This window comes from Streptococcus cristatus (assembly GCF_003943505.1).
GTDB lineage: Bacteria > Bacillota > Bacilli > Lactobacillales > Streptococcaceae > Streptococcus > Streptococcus cristatus_E.
Map to the genome: position 1 here is coordinate 1 of NZ_RJPS01000003.1, position 22,884 is coordinate 22,884.

The 22,884-nt window shown below is 42.7% G+C and carries 20 protein-coding genes; 14 read left to right on the top strand and 6 right to left on the bottom strand.

What is annotated here, in order from left to right; genetic code table 11:
* The 3 genes from D8792_RS03475 to D8792_RS03485 form a co-directional block, all read right to left on the bottom strand.
* Positions 1 to 251, bottom strand: a 251-nt coding sequence (locus D8792_RS03475; RefSeq protein WP_185758392.1) for a peptidoglycan bridge formation glycyltransferase FemA/FemB family protein, incomplete at its 3' end; no start/stop codon positions are given.
* Positions 251 to 1,060: a sugar-phosphatase gene (gene yidA, locus D8792_RS03480; RefSeq protein WP_125372906.1), complete on the bottom strand. Its 810-nt coding sequence runs from the start codon at positions 1,058 to 1,060 to the stop codon at positions 251 to 253. The genes yidA and D8792_RS03475, both read right to left, overlap by 1 nt.
* A gap of 1 nt (position 1,061) precedes the next feature.
* Positions 1,062 to 2,363 (bottom strand): HD domain-containing protein, encoded by a 1,302-nt coding sequence (locus D8792_RS03485; protein ID WP_125372907.1) that lies wholly within the window; start codon positions 2,361 to 2,363, stop codon positions 1,062 to 1,064.
* Between the two features lie 117 nt (positions 2,364 to 2,480).
* On the opposite strand from D8792_RS03485, the gene D8792_RS03490 reads away from it, so the two are divergent.
* The 5 genes from D8792_RS03490 (at position 2,481) to ftsX (ending at position 8,818) form a co-directional block, all read left to right on the top strand.
* On the top strand, positions 2,481 to 2,885 hold the full coding sequence (locus D8792_RS03490) for a YwiB family protein (protein ID WP_185758393.1): 405 nt from the start codon (positions 2,481 to 2,483) through the stop codon (positions 2,883 to 2,885).
* Positions 2,886 to 3,076: 191 nt separating this feature from the next.
* On the top strand, positions 3,077 to 5,773 hold the full coding sequence (locus tag D8792_RS03495; RefSeq protein ID WP_125372909.1) for a cation-translocating P-type ATPase: 2,697 nt from the start codon (positions 3,077 to 3,079) through the stop codon (positions 5,771 to 5,773).
* Between the two features lie 283 nt (positions 5,774 to 6,056).
* Positions 6,057 to 7,152 (top strand): peptide chain release factor 2 gene (prfB, locus tag D8792_RS03500; protein ID WP_111705360.1). Its coding sequence is split into 2 segments (ribosomal slippage): positions 6,057 to 6,128 and positions 6,130 to 7,152, totalling 1,095 coding nucleotides; the frame shifts between segments, so codons are not numbered across the junction.
* 54 nt (positions 7,153 to 7,206) lie between these two features.
* A complete protein-coding gene (gene ftsE, locus D8792_RS03505) occupies positions 7,207 to 7,899 on the top strand; it encodes a cell division ATP-binding protein FtsE (protein ID WP_005589698.1) in 693 nt (230 codons plus the stop codon).
* Positions 7,892 to 8,818, top strand: a complete 927-nt coding sequence (gene ftsX / locus D8792_RS03510; RefSeq protein WP_125372910.1) for a permease-like cell division protein FtsX — start codon at positions 7,892 to 7,894, stop codon at positions 8,816 to 8,818. Before ftsE ends, ftsX begins: the two co-directional genes overlap by 8 nt.
* A 469-nt stretch (positions 8,819 to 9,287) precedes the next feature.
* Here the strand turns inward: ftsX and D8792_RS03520 are convergent, their stop codons facing one another.
* Positions 9,288 to 9,923: an MBL fold metallo-hydrolase gene (locus D8792_RS03520; RefSeq protein ID WP_125372911.1), complete on the bottom strand. Its 636-nt coding sequence runs from the start codon at positions 9,921 to 9,923 to the stop codon at positions 9,288 to 9,290.
* A gap of 132 nt (positions 9,924 to 10,055) precedes the next feature.
* Here D8792_RS03520 and D8792_RS03525 point away from each other — a divergent pair, with 132 nt between their 5' ends.
* The 9 genes from D8792_RS03525 to D8792_RS03565 all read left to right on the top strand — a co-directional run bounded on the left by D8792_RS03525 (position 10,056) and on the right by D8792_RS03565 (position 21,769).
* Positions 10,056 to 12,500 (top strand): bifunctional DnaQ family exonuclease/ATP-dependent helicase, encoded by a 2,445-nt coding sequence (locus D8792_RS03525; RefSeq protein WP_125372912.1) that lies wholly within the window; start codon positions 10,056 to 10,058, stop codon positions 12,498 to 12,500.
* A gap of 115 nt (positions 12,501 to 12,615) precedes the next feature.
* The gene (locus tag D8792_RS03530) at positions 12,616 to 13,590 is read left to right on the top strand and encodes a YeiH family protein (RefSeq protein ID WP_125372913.1); all 975 of its coding nucleotides are present in this window, start codon (positions 12,616 to 12,618) and stop codon (positions 13,588 to 13,590) included.
* A 12-nt stretch (positions 13,591 to 13,602) separates the two neighbouring features.
* Positions 13,603 to 14,835: an FtsW/RodA/SpoVE family cell cycle protein gene (locus D8792_RS03535; RefSeq protein ID WP_125372914.1), complete on the top strand. Its 1,233-nt coding sequence runs from the start codon at positions 13,603 to 13,605 to the stop codon at positions 14,833 to 14,835.
* Between the two features lie 36 nt (positions 14,836 to 14,871).
* Positions 14,872 to 15,420 (top strand): DJ-1 family glyoxalase III, encoded by a 549-nt coding sequence (locus D8792_RS03540; protein WP_125372915.1) that lies wholly within the window; start codon positions 14,872 to 14,874, stop codon positions 15,418 to 15,420.
* Positions 15,421 to 15,543: 123 nt separating this feature from the next.
* Positions 15,544 to 16,122 (top strand): HAD-IA family hydrolase, encoded by a 579-nt coding sequence (locus D8792_RS03545; RefSeq protein ID WP_185758394.1) that lies wholly within the window; start codon positions 15,544 to 15,546, stop codon positions 16,120 to 16,122.
* Between the two features lies 1 nt (position 16,123).
* A complete protein-coding gene (gyrB, locus tag D8792_RS03550) occupies positions 16,124 to 18,073 on the top strand; it encodes a DNA topoisomerase (ATP-hydrolyzing) subunit B (RefSeq protein ID WP_125372917.1) in 1,950 nt (649 codons plus the stop codon).
* An 85-nt stretch (positions 18,074 to 18,158) separates the two neighbouring features.
* Complete coding sequence (gene ezrA / locus D8792_RS03555) at positions 18,159 to 19,883, top strand: septation ring formation regulator EzrA (protein ID WP_125372918.1); 1,725 nt, start codon at positions 18,159 to 18,161, stop codon at positions 19,881 to 19,883.
* Between the two features lie 99 nt (positions 19,884 to 19,982).
* A complete protein-coding gene (serB, locus tag D8792_RS03560) occupies positions 19,983 to 20,630 on the top strand; it encodes a phosphoserine phosphatase SerB (RefSeq protein WP_125372919.1) in 648 nt (215 codons plus the stop codon).
* Between the two features lie 8 nt (positions 20,631 to 20,638).
* On the top strand, positions 20,639 to 21,769 hold the full coding sequence (locus tag D8792_RS03565) for a glycerate kinase (protein WP_125372920.1): 1,131 nt from the start codon (positions 20,639 to 20,641) through the stop codon (positions 21,767 to 21,769).
* 122 nt (positions 21,770 to 21,891) lie between these two features.
* On the opposite strand, the gene D8792_RS03570 is transcribed toward D8792_RS03565, so the two are convergent.
* The gene (locus tag D8792_RS03570) at positions 21,892 to 22,251 is read right to left on the bottom strand and encodes a nuclear transport factor 2-like protein (RefSeq protein ID WP_125372921.1); all 360 of its coding nucleotides are present in this window, start codon (positions 22,249 to 22,251) and stop codon (positions 21,892 to 21,894) included.
* Positions 22,248 to 22,706, bottom strand: coding sequence for a DUF1694 domain-containing protein (locus tag D8792_RS03575; protein WP_125372922.1), 459 nt, complete (start codon positions 22,704 to 22,706; stop codon positions 22,248 to 22,250). Before D8792_RS03575 ends, D8792_RS03570 begins: the two co-directional genes overlap by 4 nt.
* Between the last annotated feature and the right edge of the window lie 178 nt (positions 22,707 to 22,884).

Here is a 22,884-nt window from a genome sequence, read left to right on the forward strand (position 1 = left end):
TAGGACCGCGAGGGATATAAAGCATGGGGACCGCGAGGGATATAAAGCATGGTCATCCCCAAGGGCAGTGGTTTGATTAGGACACTAGCAGCAGCAACCAAGTGGCCGTCTTTATAGAAGCCCAAGCGTTCATTTCCCCAGTTGTCCTTGATTTGAGCCCAAGCAGCGCTCTGCAGGAGATTGGCCTGCGGATGAGCCGTGACAAAATCATCGTGTTCCTGAGCTGAAATTCCAATTTTGTAGCTGTACATTATTTTAAAACCCACTCTCTAATGGCGTGTGCTACGCCGGATTCGTCGTTCGATTTGGTGATATATTTGGCGATTTTCTTGAGTTCTTCTCTACCGTTTTCCATAACAACAGGAGAGCCGACTGCTTCTAGCATGGCGCGGTCGTTTTCTTCATCACCGATAGCCATAGTTTGCTCCTTGGTCAAGCCAAGTTTTTCAGCTAGATGAAGGATAGCAGCCCCTTTATTGACAGTCTTTTTGACAATTTCCAGATAGAAAGGAGCGGATTTAACCAGTGTATATTTTTCGGCCAATTCCGGTGGTAGCTTAGCAATGGCCGCATCCAAAATTTCCGGCTCATCAATATACATGCACTTGACGATTTCTTTATTGACCATTTCTTCAGGTGTACGATAGAAAATAGGCATGCTGACTAGATTGGACTCGTAAACAGTGTACTTGCCGATGTTGCGATTGGCCGTATAAATGCCGTCCTTGGTGATGGCATGCATGTGAACGCCTAATTTTCGTCCGAGTAGCTCGATATCCAGATAGTCGTCATAAGACAGTGTTTCTTTGATCAATTCTTGACCTGTGACAGTATCCTGCACCAGTCCACCATTGAAGGTCACGACATAGTTGTCTGGCTGATTAAGCTCAAGCTCCTCGAGAAGCTTTTGAACGCCTGCAATAGGACGGCCAGTTGCAATGACGATTTTAACACCGGCAGCCTTGGCATCTTGAACAGCGCTGAAGACTTCAGGAGTGATTTCTTTTTGGTTATTTAAAAGGGTACCGTCAATGTCAACGGCAACTAAATTGATAGACATATTATTCTCCGTAGGTAAATTGGTCGTTTTTGATATAGTGCATAAAGGTCTGGTTCTTCTCACTGAACAGTCCTGTATCTGCCAGCATTTCCTTGGGGAAGTAGAAGCGATTATCGCCCTGTCTGGTCCCTGCTAGCGAGTGGACGATAGGAGACAGGCTGGACAGTTCTGCTAAGCTGCCATCTTTTTGCAGGATTTCTATCTGGGTCCGGGGTTTTTCAATGTCAGGCCGGTAGAAATCATAAGGCAAATCAAAATTACGATGGATAGCAGTATAGTAATCAGGGTCAAAACCAACCTGTCCAACTAGGTCTCGCATGATATCCAAATGCCCTTCGTTTTCCTGAGAGAAGACGATAGACTTAAAGACCTTGCGGTTGATAAAACGCTGAGCTAAGTCAGATAAAATCTTGTCTGGACTAGTCATCCAAACTTGGAAATAGGTATTCATGACACCATCATCCAAGGCCAGATAATCCTGCAGGGTCACCCTGTTTTCAAAGAATGGAATGAGGTTGGGTGATGACAGGGCAAAATAATCCTTCTGAGCTGGATAGAGAAACTTGGCCCGCTTGAGCAGATTTTGCAGTAAGACTTCCATAGCTCGACTAGCCGGGTGGAAATAAACCTGCATGTACATCTGGTAGCGGCTGACCACATAGTCCTCTACCGCATGCATACCATTGCGCTTGAAGGCGATGCCGTTTTTTACTGGACAAATCACTCGTAAAATTCTGGTTAAGTCAAATTGCCCATAGGAAGCGCCAGTAAAAAAGGAATCGCGCAAGAGATAGTCCATCCGGTCCACATCAATCTGGCTGGAAATCAGCTGGACCACTTGCTTATTGGGATATGTATGGTTGATGACGCTAGCCACCTTTTCGGGGAAATCTGGCGAAACCTGTACCAGGGCTTGATGAATCTCTGTCTCTGGACTGGTGATGATTTGCCGCGTAATATCCTCGTGATTAGTATCAAAGAGGCGCTCAAAAGTGTGTGAATAAGCTCCGTGCCCCAAGTCATGCAGGAGAGCGGCTGTCATGGTCAGCAGGCTTTCATGGCTGTCCCAGACCTTGCTGTATTTTTCATTGAAAATCTTGGTGATGCGTCGAGCAATCTCATAGGCTCCCAGACAATGCGAAAAACGGCTGTGCTCCCCGCCGTGAAAAGTATAGCCAGAAGTACCCAGCTGTTTGATGCGGCGCAGCCGTTGAAATTCTTTGGTATTGATTAAATCATAAATGACCTGATGATCCACATGCACATAATTGTGAACCGGGTCCCGAAATACTTTTTCAATCATAGTACTATTATATCATAAATGCTCAGTGGGCGAAATTCAAAGCCCGAAGTAGAAAGGAAGAATTCTCAAGAAATTTTTGGTAAAATAGAAGAAAGAAACAAGGAATGTGAGAAAATAATGAAAATTAGAATGAGAAATCAAATCAAATTAGATGAGCAAATGGAGTTGATTGACCAGGTCTATGATGTAGAATGGACACAAAAAGGGAGCAATCACTATTTGATTTATCAAAGCGAGGAGCAGGAAAAAGTCGTTCTGAAGTTTAATGAGGACAAGCTGACCATGACCCGCTTTTCTGAGCCAAAAACCATTCTTCATTTTATCAAGAATGGTCAGCATGTAGTATCCATCCCGACTCCGCTAGGAGCTCAGCATTTTGTGACGGACACTCAGCATTATCACTTAGATGTAGAAAATCAGGTTTTGGAACTTCACTATGATTTGAAAAGAGGCGGCGATGATCAGCTTTTTGCCTCCTATCAGATGAAAATCGAATGGACGGAAGAAAAGTTTGAAAAATAACAGCTCTGCCTTGAAAAATACAAAAATTTTGGTATAATAAATACACTCAAGGGAGTAGCTAACGGTTTTACCGTTACAAGGTCGTCAATACGAAAGAAATTTCCGGCCTTGTATGAAATAGCGAGACTTGTTAATAAACAGGTCTCTTTTTTGTTTATTTTGAAAGAGGCCCATCAAAAGGAGGAGACATTTTGTCAAAAGAACAAAAGCGCCAAGCTTTTTATACGCAAAGTCCTGAGGAAGTTTTGCAAGCAATGGAAGCTTCCGAACAAGGATTGACCAGCAGCCAAGCCCAGCAACGTTTGGCGGACTACGGTCGCAATGAATTGGAAGAAGGAGAGAAAAAGACTCTCTTGATGAAATTCATTGAGCAGTTCAAGGATTTGATGATTATCATCTTGTTGGTAGCGGCTATCTTGTCTGTTGTGACGTCAGGTGGAGAGGATATTGCAGATGCTATCATTATCCTAGCCGTGGTCATCATCAATGCCATCTTTGGTGTTTATCAAGAAGGTAAGGCTGAAGAAGCCATTGCGGCTCTCAAATCTATGTCCAGCCCAGCTGCGCGTGTCCTGCGTGATGGCCATGTCACAGAAGTGGATTCTAAGGACTTGGTACCTGGTGATATCGTTAGATTGGAAGCCGGTGACGTTGTCCCAGCAGATATGCGACTGTTGGAAGCTAATTCCCTGAAAATCGAAGAAGCCGCTCTGACAGGTGAGTCTGTGCCAGTTGAGAAAGATTTGACTGTCGACGTAGCTGCAGATGCTGGTATTGGCGACCGGGTCAATATGGCCTTCCAAAACTCCAATGTCACTTATGGACGAGGAGTAGGGGTCGTTGTCAATACAGGGATGTACACCGAAGTCGGCCATATCGCAGGTATGTTGCAAGATGCGGATGAAACCGACACACCGCTCAAGCAAAATCTCAATAGCCTGTCTAAGGTTCTGACCTACGCAATCTTGGTGATTGCTGCGGTGACCTTTGTAGTCGGCGTTTTCATTCAAGGAAAAGATCCGCTTGGTGAACTGATGACTTCGGTTGCTCTTGCGGTTGCAGCTATTCCAGAAGGTCTTCCAGCTATCGTTACCATCGTCTTGGCTTTGGGAACACAGGTTCTGGCCAAGCGTAATTCCATTGTCCGTAAGCTTCCAGCTGTTGAGACTTTGGGATCAACTGAGATTATCGCTTCAGATAAGACAGGTACCCTAACCATGAATAAGATGACGGTCGAAAAAGTCTTTTATGACGGAGTCTTGAATGAAGCTGGACAAGATATTGAATTTGGCTTGGAGCTGCCGCTCTTGCGTTCGGTTGTCTTAGCCAATGATACTAAGATTGACCAAGAAGGCAAGCTAATTGGTGATCCGACAGAAACAGCCTTCATCCAGTATGCCTTGGACAAGGGCTATGATGTTAAAGGATTTTTAGAGAAATATCCTCGTGTGGCTGAGCTGCCATTTGACTCAGACCGTAAGCTTATGTCAACTGTTCACCCATTGCCAGATGGGAAGTTCCTCGTGGCGGTCAAGGGAGCGCCAGATCAACTCTTGAAACGTTGTGTTTCCCGTGACAAGGCTGGAGATATTGCAGCGATTGATGATGCTACATCACAGCTAATCAAGTCCAATAACTTTGAAATGGCTCACCAAGCTCTGCGTGTGCTGGCTGGCGCATACAAGATTATTGATGCGGTTCCGGCTGACCTAACTTCTGAAAATCTAGAAAATGATTTAATCTTTACTGGTTTAATCGGTATGATTGACCCAGAACGTGCAGAAGCAGCAGAAGCTGTTCGTGTCGCCAAAGAAGCTGGTATTCGTCCGATTATGATTACTGGTGACCACCAAGATACAGCTGAAGCGATTGCTAAGCGCTTGGGAATCATTGAAGCTGGAGATACGGAAGACCATGTTTTGACTGGTGCTGAACTCAATGAACTTTCTGATGCAGAATTTGAAAAAGTAGTTGGTCAATACTCTGTTTACGCGCGTGTATCTCCAGAGCACAAGGTACGGATTGTCAAAGCTTGGCAAAACCAAGGTAAGGTCGTTGCCATGACAGGTGATGGTGTCAATGACGCACCAGCTCTGAAGACAGCCGATATTGGTATCGGTATGGGAATCACAGGTACAGAAGTATCTAAGGGTGCTTCTGACATGATTCTAGCGGATGATAACTTTGCGACAATTATCGTCGCAGTTGAAGAAGGACGGAAAGTCTTTTCAAATATTCAAAAGACCATTCAATACCTTCTTTCAGCTAATACAGCTGAAGTGCTGACTATTTTCTTGGCAACCCTCTTTGGATGGGATGTGCTGCAGCCCGTTCATCTGCTTTGGATCAACTTGGTAACAGATACTTTCCCAGCTATCGCCTTGGGAGTTGAACCTGCCGAGCCAGGTGTCATGACTCATAAGCCTCGTGGCCGTAAGTCAAGCTTCTTCTCAGGTGGTGTCATGAGCTCCATCATTTACCAAGGATTGCTGCAAGGTGCTCTCGTTCTGTCTGTCTATGGTTATGCTATTGCTAATCCAGTTCATATCGGCGATGTAAAAGCGATCCATGCGGATGCCCTTACTATGGCCTTTGCAACTCTAGGGCTCATCCAGCTCTTCCATGCTTATAATGTGAAATCTGTTTACCAATCTATCTTTACAGTTGGTCCATTCAAGTCTAAGACTTTCAACTGGTCTATTCTGGTTTCTTTCATTCTCTTGATTTCAACCATTGTGATTGATCCACTGGAAAAGATTTTCCATGTGACCAAGTTAGATTTGACCCAATGGACTGTTGTCCTGATCGGCAGTTTCTCTATGATTATCATTGTTGAAATTGTTAAGTTCATCCAACGTAAATTAGGTATGGACAAGAATGCTATTTAAGAGCAAAAAGTCATCTTCGGATGGCTTTTTTGAGTAAATATGGCTTTGGTGGCGGTGATGTATCTGACTAAAAAACAGCTCATTTTCGTGGATAAAGACTGGGAAGTCTCGAAAAATCCTATCAACCCATGTCATTATATTACTTTTTTAACAATTCCGTAACAAGCAGCTCCCATTCTTGCCTATCTACTAAAAATTGTATAAAATGAAGGTGCTTCATTATCCGATTAGGCAAATGTCTGAAAATGTGTTATAATAAAACGATATATGAAAAGAGGTATTTATGGACATTTCAGAAATTCGTCAAAAGATTGACGCAAATCGTGAAAAATTGGCTTCTTTCAGGGGGTCTCTTTGACTTAGAGGGCTTGGAAGAAGAAATTGCCATCTTAGAAAATAAGATGACAGAGCCTGACTTTTGGGATGATAATATTGCAGCTCAAAAGACATCTCAGGAGCTCAATGAACTCAAGCAAACCTATGAGAATTTCCATCAGATGACCGAGCTTTTTGATGAATCGGAAATCTTGCTTGATTTTTTGGCTGAGGACGACTCGGTTCAGGAAGAGCTGGAAGAAAAGTTGACCGAGCTTGAGAAGATGATGACCAGCTATGAGATGACTCTCTTGCTGTCGGAGCCTTATGATAATAACAACGCCATTCTCGAAATTCACCCAGGTTCTGGTGGAACGGAAGCTCAGGATTGGGGCGATATGCTGCTGCGGATGTACACGCGCTTTGGCAATGCCAAGGGCTTCAAAGTAGAAGTCTTGGATTATCAGGCTGGTGATGAGGCGGGTATTAAGTCAGTGACCCTTTCCTTTGAAGGGCCGCATGCTTATGGTCTACTTAAGTCAGAAATGGGTGTTCACCGCTTGGTTCGGATTTCGCCATTTGATTCAGCGAAACGCCGTCATACTTCCTTTACTTCAGTAGAGGTTATGCCAGAGCTGGATGACACGATTGAAGTAGAAGTCCGTGATGATGACATCAAGATGGATACTTTCCGTTCAGGCGGAGCCGGCGGACAGAACGTCAATAAGGTATCAACTGGTGTGCGATTGACCCATATTCCGACAGGAATTGTCGTACAGTCTACCGTTGACCGGACCCAGTATGGCAACCGTGACCGAGCTATGAAAATGCTGCAGGCTAAGCTCTATCAGTTGGAGCAAGAGAAAAAAGCAGCAGAAGTCGACTCGCTCAAGGGAGATAAAAAAGAGATTTCTTGGGGCAGTCAGATTCGTTCCTATGTCTTTACTCCTTATACAATGGTCAAAGATCATCGAACTAGCTATGAAGTAGCTCAGGTGGATAAGGTCATGGACGGAGACTTAGATGGCTTTATTGATGCCTATTTAAAATGGAGACTCAACTAAAAACAGAGTGAAATCGCTAGATAAAAACTCTGATGAAAGGAATTGTACTAATTCATGTCAATGATTGAAATGAAAGACGTTGTTAAAAAGTATGACAACGGGACAACTGCTCTACGTGGTGTATCTATACATATCGAACCAGGTGAATTTGCTTACATTGTAGGTCCATCAGGAGCAGGTAAATCAACTTTTATTAGACTCCTCTATCGTGAAATTAAAATCGATAAAGGAAACCTTGCTGTAGCAGGTTTTAACTTGGGAAAAATCAAGAAACGGGATATTCCAATGCTGCGCCGTAGAGTAGGTGTGGTTTTCCAAGACTATAAACTACTTCCTAAAAAGACTGTTTATGAGAATATTGCCTACGCTATGGAAGTTATCGGTGAGCGTCGTAGAAATATCAAGAAACGCGTCATGGAAGTTTTGGATCTGGTTGGCCTTAAGCACAAGGTTCGTTCCTTCCCGAATGAGTTATCAGGGGGAGAACAGCAGCGGATTGCTATTGCGCGTGCCATTGTTAACAATCCCCAGGTCTTGATTGCTGACGAGCCGACTGGTAACTTGGACCCAGATAATTCATGGGAAATTATGAATTTGCTGGAGCGCATTAACCTGCAAGGAACTACAGTCCTGATGGCGACTCACAATAGTCAGATTGTAAATACCCTACGTCACCGCGTCATTGCTATCGAAAATGGTCGTGTGGTGCGTGATGAGGCGGAAGGAGAATACGGATACGATGATTAGAAGGTTTTTCCGTCATTTGATTGAATCGCTTAAGAGCCTTAAGCGGAATGGTTGGATGACAGTCGCAGCTGTGAGTTCAGTTACGATTACTCTCAGTTTAGTTGCTATCTTTGCCTCTGTTATTTTAAATACCGCAAAGCTAGCGTCTGATATTTCAAACAACGTTCGTATTGTTGTCTATATGCGTAAAGACATCGCTGACAACAGCAAAACAATCGTTAAAGAAGGTCAGACCGTTAAAAATAATGATTACCATAAGATTTATGACGCCCTAACTTCTATGGATCATGTCTCAAAGGTTACTTACTCAAGTAAAGAAGAACAGTACGAAAAGCTGACAGAGACGATGGGAAGTGAATGGAAGGTCTTTGAGGGAGATTCAAACCCACTTTATGATGCTTACATTGTCGACACGACAGAGCATAAATACGTAGATTCCGTTGCGGCAGAAGCCAAGAAGCTGGAAGGCGTTTCGGAAGTGCAGGATGGTGGCGCTAATACGCAAAAACTCTTTGCCTTATCTGATTTTATCCGAGTATGGGGACTGGTAGGGGCAGGCTTGCTCATCTTTATTGCAGTCTTCCTTATTTCCAATACTATTCGGATTACCATTATTTCACGGAGCCGTGAGATTCAGATTATGCGTTTGGTAGGGGCAAAAAATAGCTATATCCGTGGTCCCTTCCTCTTTGAAGGCGCTTGGATTGGCTTGCTAGGTTCAGTTTTACCAGTAGCCTTAGTTTATTTTGGTTATAATATGGCCTATCAAACCATGAATAAAAATCTTGTTGCGCAAAATCTTTCCATGATTGAGCCACACTTGTTTGTCCCAGCTATGATTGGAGCTGTGTCAGTCTTGGGAATCTTAATTGGTTCACTTGGTTCATCTATCTCCATGAGACGCTTCTTGAAGATTTAATAAAAAAACAGCCGTGTAGGCTGTTCGGATTGAAAACAAATATCATGTGGTGTTTGTTTTTTTATTGCATTAAAAGTATAAATTATTGCTATCGCTTTGTTTTCGATAGGCCGAGGCTGATTATGATGAGGGTAAAAAAGAATGCAGACAAGAGGCCTTTTGTGGTACTGTTTAGAAAAGGCTTGTCAAAAACATAAAAATTATAAGCAGAAAAACCTAATTCAAGGAGAGTTATCATAGCTGAAATAGCCAGCAGAATTAACCAAATTTTTCTTTTATCCATTATGAATACCATCATTTCTTTTCTATGAACCAAGTATATCATATTAAGCAAAAAGCGACATGACATGGAAGTCAGATTGTAGAGGCAATTTCCTACCTTTTCATCTAAAAGCTCTTTTTCTTATGCAGTAATAATTATTTAGTAGATAAAAACTGAGGCAGTATTGATTTCTGCCTCATTATTAGTTTATTGGAAAAATGGATTGAAATTCTTTTCGTGACCAATCGTTGTGTCATTTCCATGGCCGGGATAGACACGATAGTCTTTGGGCAAGACAAATAATTCTTCGCGGATACCAGCAAGGAGCTGGTCCAAATTACCAGTCGGTAGATCTGTACGGCCGATGGTTTCACGGAAGAGAGCATCACCAGTCAGAACGACCAGATCTTCTGGGAAAATAATGGAAACTCCTCCGATAGAATGACCAGGTGTCTGCACAGCATAGAAATGAAAGTCGTCCAGCTGGTAGTCTTGGTGATAGGTGAAATAATGTTCGGCAGGTCTGAGAATGACGTCTTCCAAATCTGCATGGCGATCAAGCCCAGATAGATTATCAGTAGGAGTATAGAGCCAGCTTGCTTCGCTTTCCGCTACATAGACGGGTGGATTGGCAAAGTTATCTCGGACCTTATCCAGACTCATAATATGGTCGTAATGCGTATGAGTCAGCAAAATAGCAGTGATGGGTTTAGCGATTTCTTCTAGCTTGCGTTGGATCTTCCGCCAGTCGCTGCCGGGGTCAACTACGATGATATGACGGTCATTTTCAAGGATATAAGTATTTTCAAAAGCGATGAGATTGACAATTTTGTGAACTTTCATTGGGCTTCCTCTGTGTATGTTTTCTCAATAAAGAGTGTAACAAAAAAGCAGAAATTTTGCACAAAATTTATTTTGGGGCTCAGCTTATTTTCAGATGTTTCAGGATGGCATTTGTGATATAATCATAGCAGTATGACACAATCGAACTATAAATATGCTGTTATCGACTTGGAGGCTACAAGTGCGAACAGCAATGCAAAAATTATTCAAATCGGCATTGTCATCATTGAAAACGGGGTGATTTGCCAAACGTATGAAACAGATGTGAATCCGCATGAGGATCTGGATGAGCATATTAAACAGCTGACAGGATTGGATGATCAGCGCTTGCGTCAAGCTCCAGACTTCTCACAGGTTGCCCGTGAAGTTTACGAGCTGATTGAGGATGCGATTTTTGTCGCCCATAATGTCAAGTTTGATGCCAATCTATTGGCGGAAGCTCTCTTTTGGGAAGGCTTTGACCTGCTGACTCCGAGAGTGGATACGGTTGAACTAGCTCAGGTTTTCTATCCGACTTTTGATAAATATGCCTTAGGAAATCTGTGCGAGCTTTTGGAGATTCCTCTGGAAAATGCTCACACCGCTTTGGCAGATGCTCAGGCGACAGCTCAGCTATTTCTGAAAATCCAGAAAAAGATGGCTGGACTGCCGAAGGCTTTACTAGAGAAGGTGTTGGAATTTTCCGATAGTCTCATCTATGAGTCACGGCTAGCGATCGAAGAGATTTTTCAGTCAATGCTAGACTGTTCTGGTCAGGCTTTGCAGGAGACGCATGGTATCTTTTTGAAAAAGCCGAGAATCCTGCCGCCTGAAAAGAAACTTTCGCAGGACTTTCTGACCAACCTTTATCTGCTGGGACTGGACGAGCGCCCCGACCAGCTGATATTTGCGCAGTATGTGACTGAGGCACTTAGTCAGACTGCGGCTAGCTTTTTAGAGGCTCAGACAGGACTTGGCAAGACTTTTGGCTATTTATTGCCTATTTTGGCTCATGGTCGGGAAAGAGTCTTGGTAACCGTTCCGACGAAGATTTTACAGGACCAGCTGATGCAAAAGGAAGGCCGACTCTTAGAGGAAGTTTTTCATATCTCTTTTCATAACCTCAAAAGTCCAGAAAATTATCTGAAATTAGATCATTTTTATCAAAGTCTATCGGTCTTGGATGATAATCGACTTGTTAATCGTTGCAAAATGCAGCTTTTGGTTTGGCTGACAGAGACCGAGACGGGTGATTTAAATGAAATCGGTCAAGCTTATCGTTTCGAGTCTTACTTTAGCCAGATACGCCATGATGGGAAATTAAGTAAATATTCGCTCTTTTATCAAGAGGATTTTTGGCGACTGGGGCAGGTCAAGGCGGCTAGCAGTCGTGTCGTGATTACCAATCATGCTTACCTTCTGACGCGCCTTGAAGATGACCAGTCTTTGCTGGACAATCGGATGCTGGTGGTGGACGAGGCTCAAAAAATGTTTTTTACCTTGGAAAGTTTTTCGCAGGCCAGTATCAATTTGACCAAGCAATTGCAAGCTATCAGCCAAGCTTTGCAGACAGAAAAACGGATTTTACAAGAACGCCTCTTGCAAAGCATCCAATTTGAACTGGCAGATGCTGCTGAAAAGCAGCGGGGTAAGACCAGTGAATTGGATTCCCAGAAGATAGCCAAGCTACGTCAGGATGTGTCTGAGCTGGATGAGAACTTGCTGCCAGAGCTCAGGGAATTATTTTCGACCAAGTACCAATACTACTGGCTAACGGAAGAACAATTTGCAGACCATCGGGTGACAAGGCTTCATGCTGGGCGATCAGAACTCATGAGATTTAAGGATTTCCTGCCTGATACAGTCAAGGTGCTCCTTGTTTCCTCTACTTTGGAGATTAGTTCCAAGGTGAATTTGCCTCAATTACTAGGCTTTGAGGATTATCATTTTTATAAACTTCCTCAGCAAAAGAAGCCCTTGCAGAAACTTTTTTTAGATCTAGATTTTCCAGATGTGGTAGAGTTACCAACGCAGGAATACGCTGAGAGGATTGTTTCAAGCTTGGAGAGTTTAGCCCCACTGAATTTGCCGATGGTGGTTCTCTTTACCTCAAAGGATTTATTGCTGGCCACTTCAGACCAGCTGACCTTGCCGCATTTGGCTCAGTATAAGAACGGTGAGCCAGCCAATATCAAGCGTCGTTTTGACAAGGGAGAGGCGCCCATCTTGCTGGGAGCAGGCAGTTTCTGGGAAGGAGCGGATTTTGCTCAGCAAGAGAATATCATTCAGCTGATCACGCGGATTCCTTTTGATAATCCCAAAGATTTCTTTGTTCAAAAAATCAATCATCATCTGAAGGCAGAAGGAAAAAATCCTTTTTACGATTATCAGTTGCCGTCAGCTATTTTACGATTGAAGCAGGCCATGGGGCGAACTCGTCGCAATGAGCATCAAAAATCAGCGGTTATTCTTCTAGACAAGCGTATTTCAACCAAGCGTTACGGCCGTCAGATCCAGCAAAATTTAAACCAGCTGGCATCTCTAGAAATGCTGTCGCAGCGGGATATTGTAAAGGAATTAAAAGAATTTTTCGACTAAAACTGCTTTAAAACAGTCAATTTTATCTGGCTGTTTTTCTAAATGAATGCAAATTTTCTCGGCTACTGATGCCAAAAATCTGCTATAATGAAAAGACTAGGAAGAAGGTTATGACGTGAAAAAGAATCTACCAGGAATTGCTCTATCATTTGCAATAGCAGCTATTTCCATTTGTTTAGGGACTTGGTTTCCGCTGATTGGGTCCAGTGTTTTTGCCATTGTCTTAGGAATTTTGCTCAGTAATTTATGGAAACTACCAGACTCCTTTCAGCCGGGCTTGACCTATTCAGGAAAGAAACTGCTTCAATATTCTATTATCTTTTTAGGTTTTTCTATGTCGATCGGGAAAGTCTCTGCAACAGGTTTGTCCTCTTTGAAGATTAGTCTTTTAACTATTTTGATCGCTTTTTTGGCGGCTTATACCGCTGGGAAATTCTTCAAAATGAGACGTGTTTTAACCATTTTGATTGGCTTTGGAACGGCTATCTGCGGTGGATCGGCTATTGCAGCAGCTTCGCCTATTTTAGAAGCAGAAGAAGAGGATATTGCTCTTTCCATTTCAACCATCTTCTTTTTCAATATTTTAGCTGTTTTTATCTTTCCTTTTCTGGGGCATCTCATGCAAATGTCTGATGCCTATTTTGGGACTTGGGCAGGGACGGCCATCAATGATACTTCGTCAGTCGTTGCAGCAGGTTATACTTACAGTCANGCNGCGGGAGATTTGGCAACTATTGTCAAACTAAGCAGAGCCTTGATGATTGTACCCGCCTGCCTCATCTTTGCAGGCTATCGATATGTTCGAGATAAGCGGTCAGCTCAAAAAGTAGACTTGAAGAAGATTTTTCCATGGTTTATTTTGTGGTTTGTCCTGGCTTCTGTAGTGAGCAGTTTGGGAATTTTTCCATCAAATCTAGTCCCTTACACAAAGCTGTTGTCCCAATGGCTGATGGCTATGGCCTTAGCAGGAATTGGAGCCAAGGTGTCATTCAAACAGTTCAGGGAGGCTGGAGCGGGACCTTTATTAACTGGAGCTTTTGCATGGTTCTGCGTCGCAGTTTCTAGCTTGATTATCCAATATTTTTTGTAAGAAAGGAAAATTATGCCTTCACAGCGAAGAACATTTGAGTCTCGGATTGATTACAGCTTGCTTTTACCTGTCTTGCTCTTACTATCAATCGGAGTTACAGCTATTTATATAGCGGTTAGTCATGATTATCCAAATAATGTCTTGCAGATTGTTGGTCAGCAAGTAGTTTGGATTTTATTAGGCTTTCTGATTAGCTTTATCGTTATGTTTTTTAACACTAAGTTTCTTTGGAAGATGACGCCTTTTCTGTATGTTTTAGGCTTAGGACTTATGGTTCTTCCGCTTGTATTTTATAGTGAGAGCTTAGTGGCTTCTACAGGGGCGAAAAACTGGGTAGCTATTCATGGCGTCACCCTCTTTCAGCCATCTGAATTTATGAAAATCTCATATATTTTGATGCTGTCGCGAGTTGTAGTGAAGTTTCTGCAGCAAAATAAGAACTATGAGCGAACCATTGCTTTAGATCTCTTTTTGATTGTAAAATTAGCATTATATACCTTGCCAGTCTTGTTTCTTTTAGCCTTGCAGAGTGATTTGGGGACAGCTCTAGTATTTGCTGCGATTTACTGCGGCATTGTTCTCTTATCTGGTGTTTCGTGGAAGATTATTCTACCGGTTTTCTTGACAGTATCCCTTCTTTTTACTGTCTTTATGTTGATCTTTATTTCAAATGGTGGCCGTGCTTTTCTCCATGGTTTAGGGATGCCGACGTACCAGATCAATCGAATCTCAGCCTGGCTCCATCCGTTTGAATATGCTCAGACAGTAACCTATCAGCAGGCACAGGGACAGATTGCTATTGGAAGTGGTGGTTTGCTAGGTCAAGGATTTAATGTCTCAAATCTTCTAGTACCTGTCCGTGAAAGTGATATGATTTTCACCGTAATTGCAGAGGATTTTGGTTTTCTTGGTTCGAGTTTGGTGATTGTTATTTATCTGTTCTTGATTCATCGTATGCTTCAGATTACTATTAAGTCCAACAATCAGTTCTACACCTATATCTCGACCGGTCTCATTATGATGCTGCTCTTTCATATTTTTGAAAATATTGGTGCTGTGACAGGGATTTTGCCTTTGACAGGAATTCCGCTTCCTTTCATTTCCCAAGGTGGCTCCTCCATCGTCAGCAATCTCATCGGAATTGGACTCCTACTGTCTGTCTCTTATCAAAATAGCCTAGAAGAGGAGAAACATGCGGTGACTCCGCCTGTTCGTAAAAAAATTGTACTTAGAAAAATAAAATAAGAAATGGATACCTTGTATCCTAGAAAGGTGTTTTGCATGAAAAAAGTAGCTCTCATGTTAGCCAATGGCTTTGAAGAAATTGAAGCCCTCACCGTTGTCGATGTCTTGCGTCGTGCAGGCTTTATCTGTGATATGATTGGTTTTGAGGAGTCTGTGACAGGCTCTCACCAGATTACTGTCAAAGCCGATCAAGTCTGGAATGGCAATCTATCTGCTTATGATATGGTCGTTCTTCCGGGCGGTATGCCAGGATCAACAAATCTGCGTGATGACGACCGCTTGATGGAAGTTTTGCATGAATTTCAAACAGAAGATAAATTTGTCGCAGCAATTTGTGCGGCCCCTATTGCCCTTGACCGCGCAGGGCTCCTGAATGGCAAGAACTTCACTTGTTACGATGGAGTGGAAGCAAACATTGAGAATGGTAGCTATCAGAAGCAGACCGTTGTCGTAGATGGAAAGCTAATCACCAGCCGTGGCCCATCTACAGCCCTGCCTTTTGCCTATGAGTTGGTTCACCAGCTAGGTGGAGATGCGGATCAATTGGCAAGTTCTATGCTTTTTAAAGACGTTTTTGAGAAGTAAAAAATTCACTCGATTTTCGAGTGAATTTTTTCTGTCTAAGTTGGATGAAAAATCTATGAAAATATGCTATTTCATCATAAATAAAAGCCCCTTTTTTTCAAAAAATATGGTATAATAAAGGGTATGAATTATCAAGATTACATCTGGGATTTAGGTGGGACTCTCTTGGATAATTATGGGACTTCTACCGCAGCTTTTGTCCATACCTTGCAGGACTTTGGTCTAACTGCGAGTCATGATGAAGTTTATAAGGCTCTCAAGGTTTCGACAGAGTATGCAGTCCGCCAGTTTGCCCCTAGAAACAAGGAATTTTTAAAGGCTTATAAGGCCAACGAGGCCAAGGCATTAGAGCATCCGATTTTATTTGACGGTGCATCAGAATTATTGGCGCAAATTATCCAGCAGGGTGGTAGAAATTTTTTGATTTCTCACCGAGATGATCAGGTGTTAGAGATTTTGCAGAAGACGCAGATTGGTCTTTATTTTACAGAAGTAGTGACGGCTACTAATGGTTTTAAACGTAAGCCAGATCCTGAGTCTATGCTGTATTTAAAAGACAAGTACCAGATTAAGTCTGGGCTGGTTATCGGAGATCGGCCGATTGATGTCGAAGCTGGTCAGGCGGCAGGCTTTAGCTGCTATCTCTTTGATAATATGAAAAATCTTGAAGAATTTGTAGATATTGAACTAGAAAAGGAATAACATGACAGAAGAAAAGCAACAAGACATACAAGCGCAAGAATATGACGCCAGTCAAATTCAGGTCTTGGAGGGCTTAGAAGCCGTTCGGATGCGCCCTGGTATGTATATCGGTTCGACCTCTAAGGAAGGTCTGCACCATTTAGTGTGGGAAATTGTTGACAATTCGATTGATGAGGCCTTGGCTGGTTTTGCCACTCACATTCAAGTTTTTATTGAAAAAGATAATTCGATTACAGTTGTTGACGATGGTCGAGGAATTCCGGTTGATATTCAGGAGAAGACAGGCCGTCCGGCTGTAGAAACCGTCTTTACTGTCCTTCACGCAGGAGGAAAATTCGGCGGTGGCGGCTACAAGGTTTCAGGAGGTCTGCACGGTGTAGGCTCTTCCGTTGTAAATGCCCTGTCCACTCAGCTGGATGTCCTTGTTTATAAAAACGGCCAGATTCATTACCAAGAATACCGTCGTGGTCATGTAGTCGCTGATTTAGAAGTCATCGGTGAGACAGATCGTACAGGTACGACAGTCCACTTTACACCGGATCCAGAGATTTTCACTGAAACAGTAGAATTTGACTTTGAGAAGCTTAATAAACGGGTGCAGGAATTAGCTTTCCTCAATCGTGGTCTCAGAATTTCCATCACCGATAAGCGAGATGGAATGGAGCAGGCCAAGGATTACCACTATGAGGGTGGGATTGCCAGCTATGTTCAATACATCAATGAAAACAAGGATGTAATCTTTGAAACGCCGATTTATACCGACGGCGAAATGGACGACATTACGGTTGAAGTGGCCATGCAGTACACGACTGGCTACCATGAAACAGTCATGAGTTTCGCCAATAACATCCACACTCATGAGGGTGGAACGCATGAGCAAGGCTTCCGGACAGCCCTGACACGGGTCATCAATGACTATGCCAAGAAAAATAAACTTCTCAAAGAAAACGAGGACAATCTGACTGGGGAAGATGTTCGTGAGGGACTGACAGCGGTCATCTCTGTCAAGCACCCTAACCCTCAGTTTGAAGGTCAGACCAAGACCAAGCTAGGCAATAGCGAAGTGGTCAAGATTACCAATCGCCTCTTCAGCGAAGCTTTCTCAGATTTCCTTTTGGAAAATCCTGCGGTGGCTCGGAAAATCGTTGAAAAGGGAATTTTGGCTTCTAAGGCCAGAATTGCTGCCAAGCGAGCTCGGGAAGTAACCCGCAAGAAGTCTGGTTTGGAAATCTCTAATTTGCCAGGGAAATTGGCTGATTGCTCGTCCAACAACCCACAGGAAACAGAACTCTTCATCGTGGAGGGGGACTCAGCGGGTGGTTCAGCTAAGTCTGGGCGTAACCGTGAATTTCAGGCTATTTTACCGATTCGCGGTAAGATTCTCAACGTTGAAAAAGCCAGCATGGATAAGATTCTGGCTAATGAAGAAATCCGCAGTCTCTTTACTGCTATGGGAACTGGCTTTGGAGCCGACTTTGATGTCAGCAAGGCTCGCTATCATAAATTAGTCATCATGACTGATGCGGATGTGGATGGAGCTCACATTCGGACTTTGCTCCTGACTTTGATTTACCGCTACATGAAGCCGGTTCTGGAAGCAGGCTATGTCTACATCGCCCAACCACCAATCTATGGTGTCAAGGTCGGAAGCGAGGTAAAAGAATACATCCAGCCAGGTGCTAATCAAGAAGAAGAACTGCAAGCTGCTCTCGAGCGCTATAGCGAGGGTCGCTCTAAGCCGACGATTCAGCGATACAAAGGTTTGGGAGAAATGGATGACCATCAGTTGTGGGAAACGACCATGAACCCAGAACACCGCCTAATGGCGCGAGTTTCTGTCGATGATGCAGCAGAAGCTGATAAGATTTTTGATATGCTGATGGGAGATCGTGTAGAGCCTCGTCGTGACTTTATCGAAAAAAATGCAGTATATAGCACACTTGATGTCTAAAAAGTTGGAAAAAACAACCATTACAAATGAATTTGTGATATAATCAATATGTTTGCTTTTTAGTAAAAGAATGAAGGAGTTTTATATGTCTAATGGACTGATTATTCTCATTATTGTAGTAGCGGCACTATTAATTTTAGGCTATTTTACTGCTATCTATATGAGAAAACGAAATGAAGCGAAGCTTCGAAGTTTGGAGGAGAAAAAAGAGGAACTTTACAATCTTCCCGTGAATGATGAAGTGGAAGAAGTTAAAAATTTACATTTGATNGGNCAAAGTCAAGTGACTTTCCGTGANTGGAATCAAAAATGGGTAGACCTCTCTTTAAATTCATTTGCTGATATTGAGAACAATCTCTTTGAGGCAGAGGGCTACAATAATTCTTTCCGTTTCCTCAAAGCTAAGCATGCTATCGAAAATATTGAAAGTCAAATTGATTTAATCAGTGAGGATATTCATGCAATTCGTCAAGCTTTAGAAGATCTGAAAAAACAAGAATCTAAAAATAGCGGACGAGTCTTACACGCCCTAGATCTGTTTGAAAATTTGCAGCATACTGTAGCTAGCAATCCTGATGCTTATGGACGAGCTCTTGCAGAAATTCAGAAGCAAATGGAAAATATTGAGTCTGATTTCTCTCAATTTGTAACCCTCAATTCTTCAGGGGATCCTGTGGAAGCGGCAGANATCTTAGACAAAACAGAAGATCGTATCTTGGCACTGACACAGATCGTCGAAAAAGTTCCAGCAATTGTAGAAGACTTGACTGAGAAATTACCAGATCAATTAGAAGATTTGGAGTCTGGCTACCGTAAATTATTAGAAACCAATTATCATTTTATTGAGACTGACTTAGAGGCGCGTTTCCAACAACTTCGTGCTAGTTTGAAACGAAATGAAGAAAATCTTGCAGCGTTGGAGTTGGATAATGCCTTGTATGAGAATGAACAAATTCAAGAGGAAATCGATGCTCTGTATGCCATCTTTACTCGAGAAATTGAGGCTCATAAAGTCGTTGAGAAGTTGGTGAACTACCTTCCTGACTACCTAGAACACACTAAAGAGAATAACCAACAGCTTCAAAGCGAAATGGAACGTTTATCACATTCCTTCTTGCTGCCAGAGCCTGAAATAAATCATATCAAAGATTTGAAATCTGAATTATCTGCTCAAGAAGCAGTGGTTCACTCTTCACTTGAAGATACAGCTGAAATGAAGAAACCTTTCTCATTAGTTAGAGAAGAGTTGGAAGCTATTCAAGACCGATTGAAAGAAATCGAAGATGAACAGATTGAACTTGGTGAGCAGCTAGAAAAGATCGAAAAAGACGATGTCAATGCCCGTCAAAAAGTTACGATTTACGCCAATAAATTGCATACGATTAAGCGATTTATGGAAAAACGTAATTTACCGGGTATTCCAGAGTCCTTCTTAACAATTTTCTTTGGAGCAAGCGACTATATTGAGGAGCTGGCTAGAGAGTTGGAAGCAACTCGTGTGAATATCGAATCTGTTAACCGCTGGTTAGAGATTTTGGCAAATACAATGAATGAATTGGAAGAAGAGACATATCGAATCGTTCGAAATTCTACCTTAACAGAGCAGTTGCTACAATACTCTAACCGTTATCGTTCATTTGATGACAATGTGCAGGCAGCCTTCAATGAATCCCTTCATGCTTTTGAAGTTGAATTTGATTACGCAAAATCTTTGGAAATTATTTCAAAAGCCTTGGATGTTGTTGAGCCTGGGGTTTCAGCTCGTTTCATCAACTCATATGAAAAAACACGCGAAAATATTCGCTTCTAAGAAAGTTCCTTCGGGAACTTTTTTCTTTGCAATCTAGCTTGTCTTGTCACTGAAAATCCTGTATAATACAACAAATCATAGAAAACATGAGGTGAGTAGATGGGTCAGGTCAAAGGTCTATTGGTTATGGATGTCGATAGCACTCTTATTATGGAAGAGGGGATTGATTTACTGGGCGAGGAAGCAGGAGTTGGGCAGCAAGTAGCTGATATCACTGAGCGAGCCATGCGCGGGGAATTGGATTTCGAGGCTGCCTTACGGGAGAGGGTTTTACTCTTGGAGGGGCTTCCAGAAACTATCTTTTCGCGGATAGCTGACAAGATTCATTTCACGCCTGGTGCTAAAAAATTAGTAGATGAGCTGCATGCGCGTGGTTACAAGATTGGTTTGGTTTCGGGTGGTTTTCATGAAACGGTGGATAGGCTGGCTGAGCAGCTAGGGATTGACTATGTAAAAGCTAATCGCTTGGAAAGTAAAAATGGTTTCCTGACCGGTCGAGTTTTGGGAGATATTGTTACCAAAGATATTAAAGTTCAGATGCTGAAAGAATGGGCTCAAGAGAATAATTTGGAATTAAATCAAACTATTGCTATGGGGGATGGCGCAAATGATTTGCCTATGATTCAAACAGCCGGCATTGGAATTGCTTTTAATGCCAAGCAAATTGTAAGAGAGCAAGCACCCTATCAAATCAATGTTTATGACCTCTATCAAGTAATGGATATTTTAGATGGGAAGGAAAAATAGGAGGCATGATGCATATCTTGTTAGCACCAGATTCTTTTAAGGAAAGTTTGTCTGCCGTTCAGGTAGCAGAAGCCTTGAAAGAAGGTTTTTCCCAAGCCTTGCCAGAGGCTACTTTTGATTTGTTGCCTATCGGAGATGGCGGCGAGGGGACTGTAACTGCCTTGATTTCTGCTATGAAGCTAAAAGAGTTTCGTCACTGGGTGACCGGACCTTTCGGCCAGCCAGTCGAAATGAAATATGCAAGACAAGACCAGCTAGCTCTCTTTGAAATGGCAGATTTAGTGGGACTGGCTTTAATTCCTAAGGAAAAACGCAATCCTTTAGGCTTAGAAACCAGAGGGCTGGGGGAGCTGATTCTTCATTTGGCCGAAAATGGAGTCAGGAAGATGCTGGTCGGTGTTGGAGGCTCGGCAACGAATGATGGTGGAATCGGTATGGCAGCCGGTTTAGGTTATGAATTTTTTGATGAAAACAATCATCGACTGCGACCTATCGGTTCCTCTTTAGGGAGAGTTGCTCGAATTTCTGCGGAACGTGTTCCAGCTTGCTTGGATGATATAGAAATCGAAATTTTGACAGATGTTTCCAATCCTTTATGTGGTCAGCAGGGAGCGACTCAGGTCTTTGGACGACAGAAAGGCCTGTCTGAATGGCTTCTTTCATCTGTCGATCAGGAAATTAGGAACTTCTATGAACTGACCAATCCGCAGATTTTCACCCAAGCTGGTGCTGGTGCAGGAGGAGGCATGGCAGCAGGGCTAGTCACATTTGCCAAGGGGAAAGTCGTGTCAGGAATTGATACCTGTCTGGATTTGCTGGATTTTGACCGCAGGGTTAAAGAAGCGGATTTGGTTGTTGTTGGTGAGGGCCGCATGGATAAGCAGTCTTTGGCAGGAAAGGCTCCAGTTGGGGTAGCAAGGCGGACGCCAAAAGAGATTCCTGTTCTTGCAATTTGTGGCAGTTTAGCAGCTGATCTGCCTCCATTTCCTAGGGAAAATATTCAGGCAGCTTTTCCAATTATCTCCCAAACTACGGATTTGGATGAGACCTTAGCTCAAGCGAGGGAAAATCTGGTTCGTACGGCTTGCAATATTGGCAACCTATTAGCCATCAAAAAGAGGCCGGGACAAAAGTCCTAGCCTCTTAATTGTCTTTGGGTTGTCGAGCAAGACGCAGTGGTTGAGTTGGCTCTATTACGCTGATTTCATCAGCTTTTACAGGCCTACTCAACTGCGCGGAGGTGGGACGACGAAATCGAATTCTAACGAATGACCGATTTCTGTCCCACTCTCTTTTTCAGTAAATATTCGACTTCTTTGACGATTAATCCGCTTGCAAATTCAAATAGATCGCAGGAAAGGTCCCCGTAGTCATTGACCAAAATTGTTAGAATCCGACTTTGCTCGGCATTGGTGTGATAGTATTGGCAACAAAACTGTGCGGAACTGTTCTGATAGGCCTCCTGTATCCTGTGGAGGTAGGCTTCTTTTCCCTGAATGATTTCAGGGGATTCTCCATGTAGCTCCCAGGCGACATGCTCGTCTAAAAAAGTCTGATAAATGTCCCAGTCACGCTGATTTTCTGCCTCGAAAAAGGCAAATAATTTCTCTAAATTCGTCATTTATGAAACATTTTTTTCCAAAGGGAAGTTTTCTTGTGGGTAGATGGTTTATCTTCTGCTGGATGGAGGACGTCAGCAAATTGCTTGCTCAAGTCCTTTTCTTCCACGGTCACAGGACGATCACTATGGATAACCAAACCGAAAGGAGAGGATTGGCAAAAAGCGGAGACAATGGTGGCCTCACAGCCTAAGTCTTTGGCTGTTTTTAGGTAGAAAACTTGTTGGCTGGATATGACTTCAGGCGATATTTTGACTGTGACGGGCTGATAGTTTTCAGTGATCTTCTCAACTATTTCTTTAAAATGCTGCTTTAGAAGCGAGGAATTTGCATCTGAAATAGAGCAATAAGCAATCACCCGCTCTTCAAAAGTTTCCAGAAATTTACGCTGTTCATCAGGATTGAGCTTAGCATTCCCCTGAGATTTTTCCATGATAATGTTATTTAGGTCTCTCATATTTCTAGTATATCATAAATAAAGGATTTCTGATTTTCAAACTGTTAAGAAAAAGATAGGATGTAACCGATTGCATTTCAAAAATTGTGATTTTTCAAGCAAAGCTGCTGTTTTTCCTTGAAAAAAAAGCGCTTTTGAGGTATCATAGACTAGTAAATAATTTTAAACAATAAGGAGA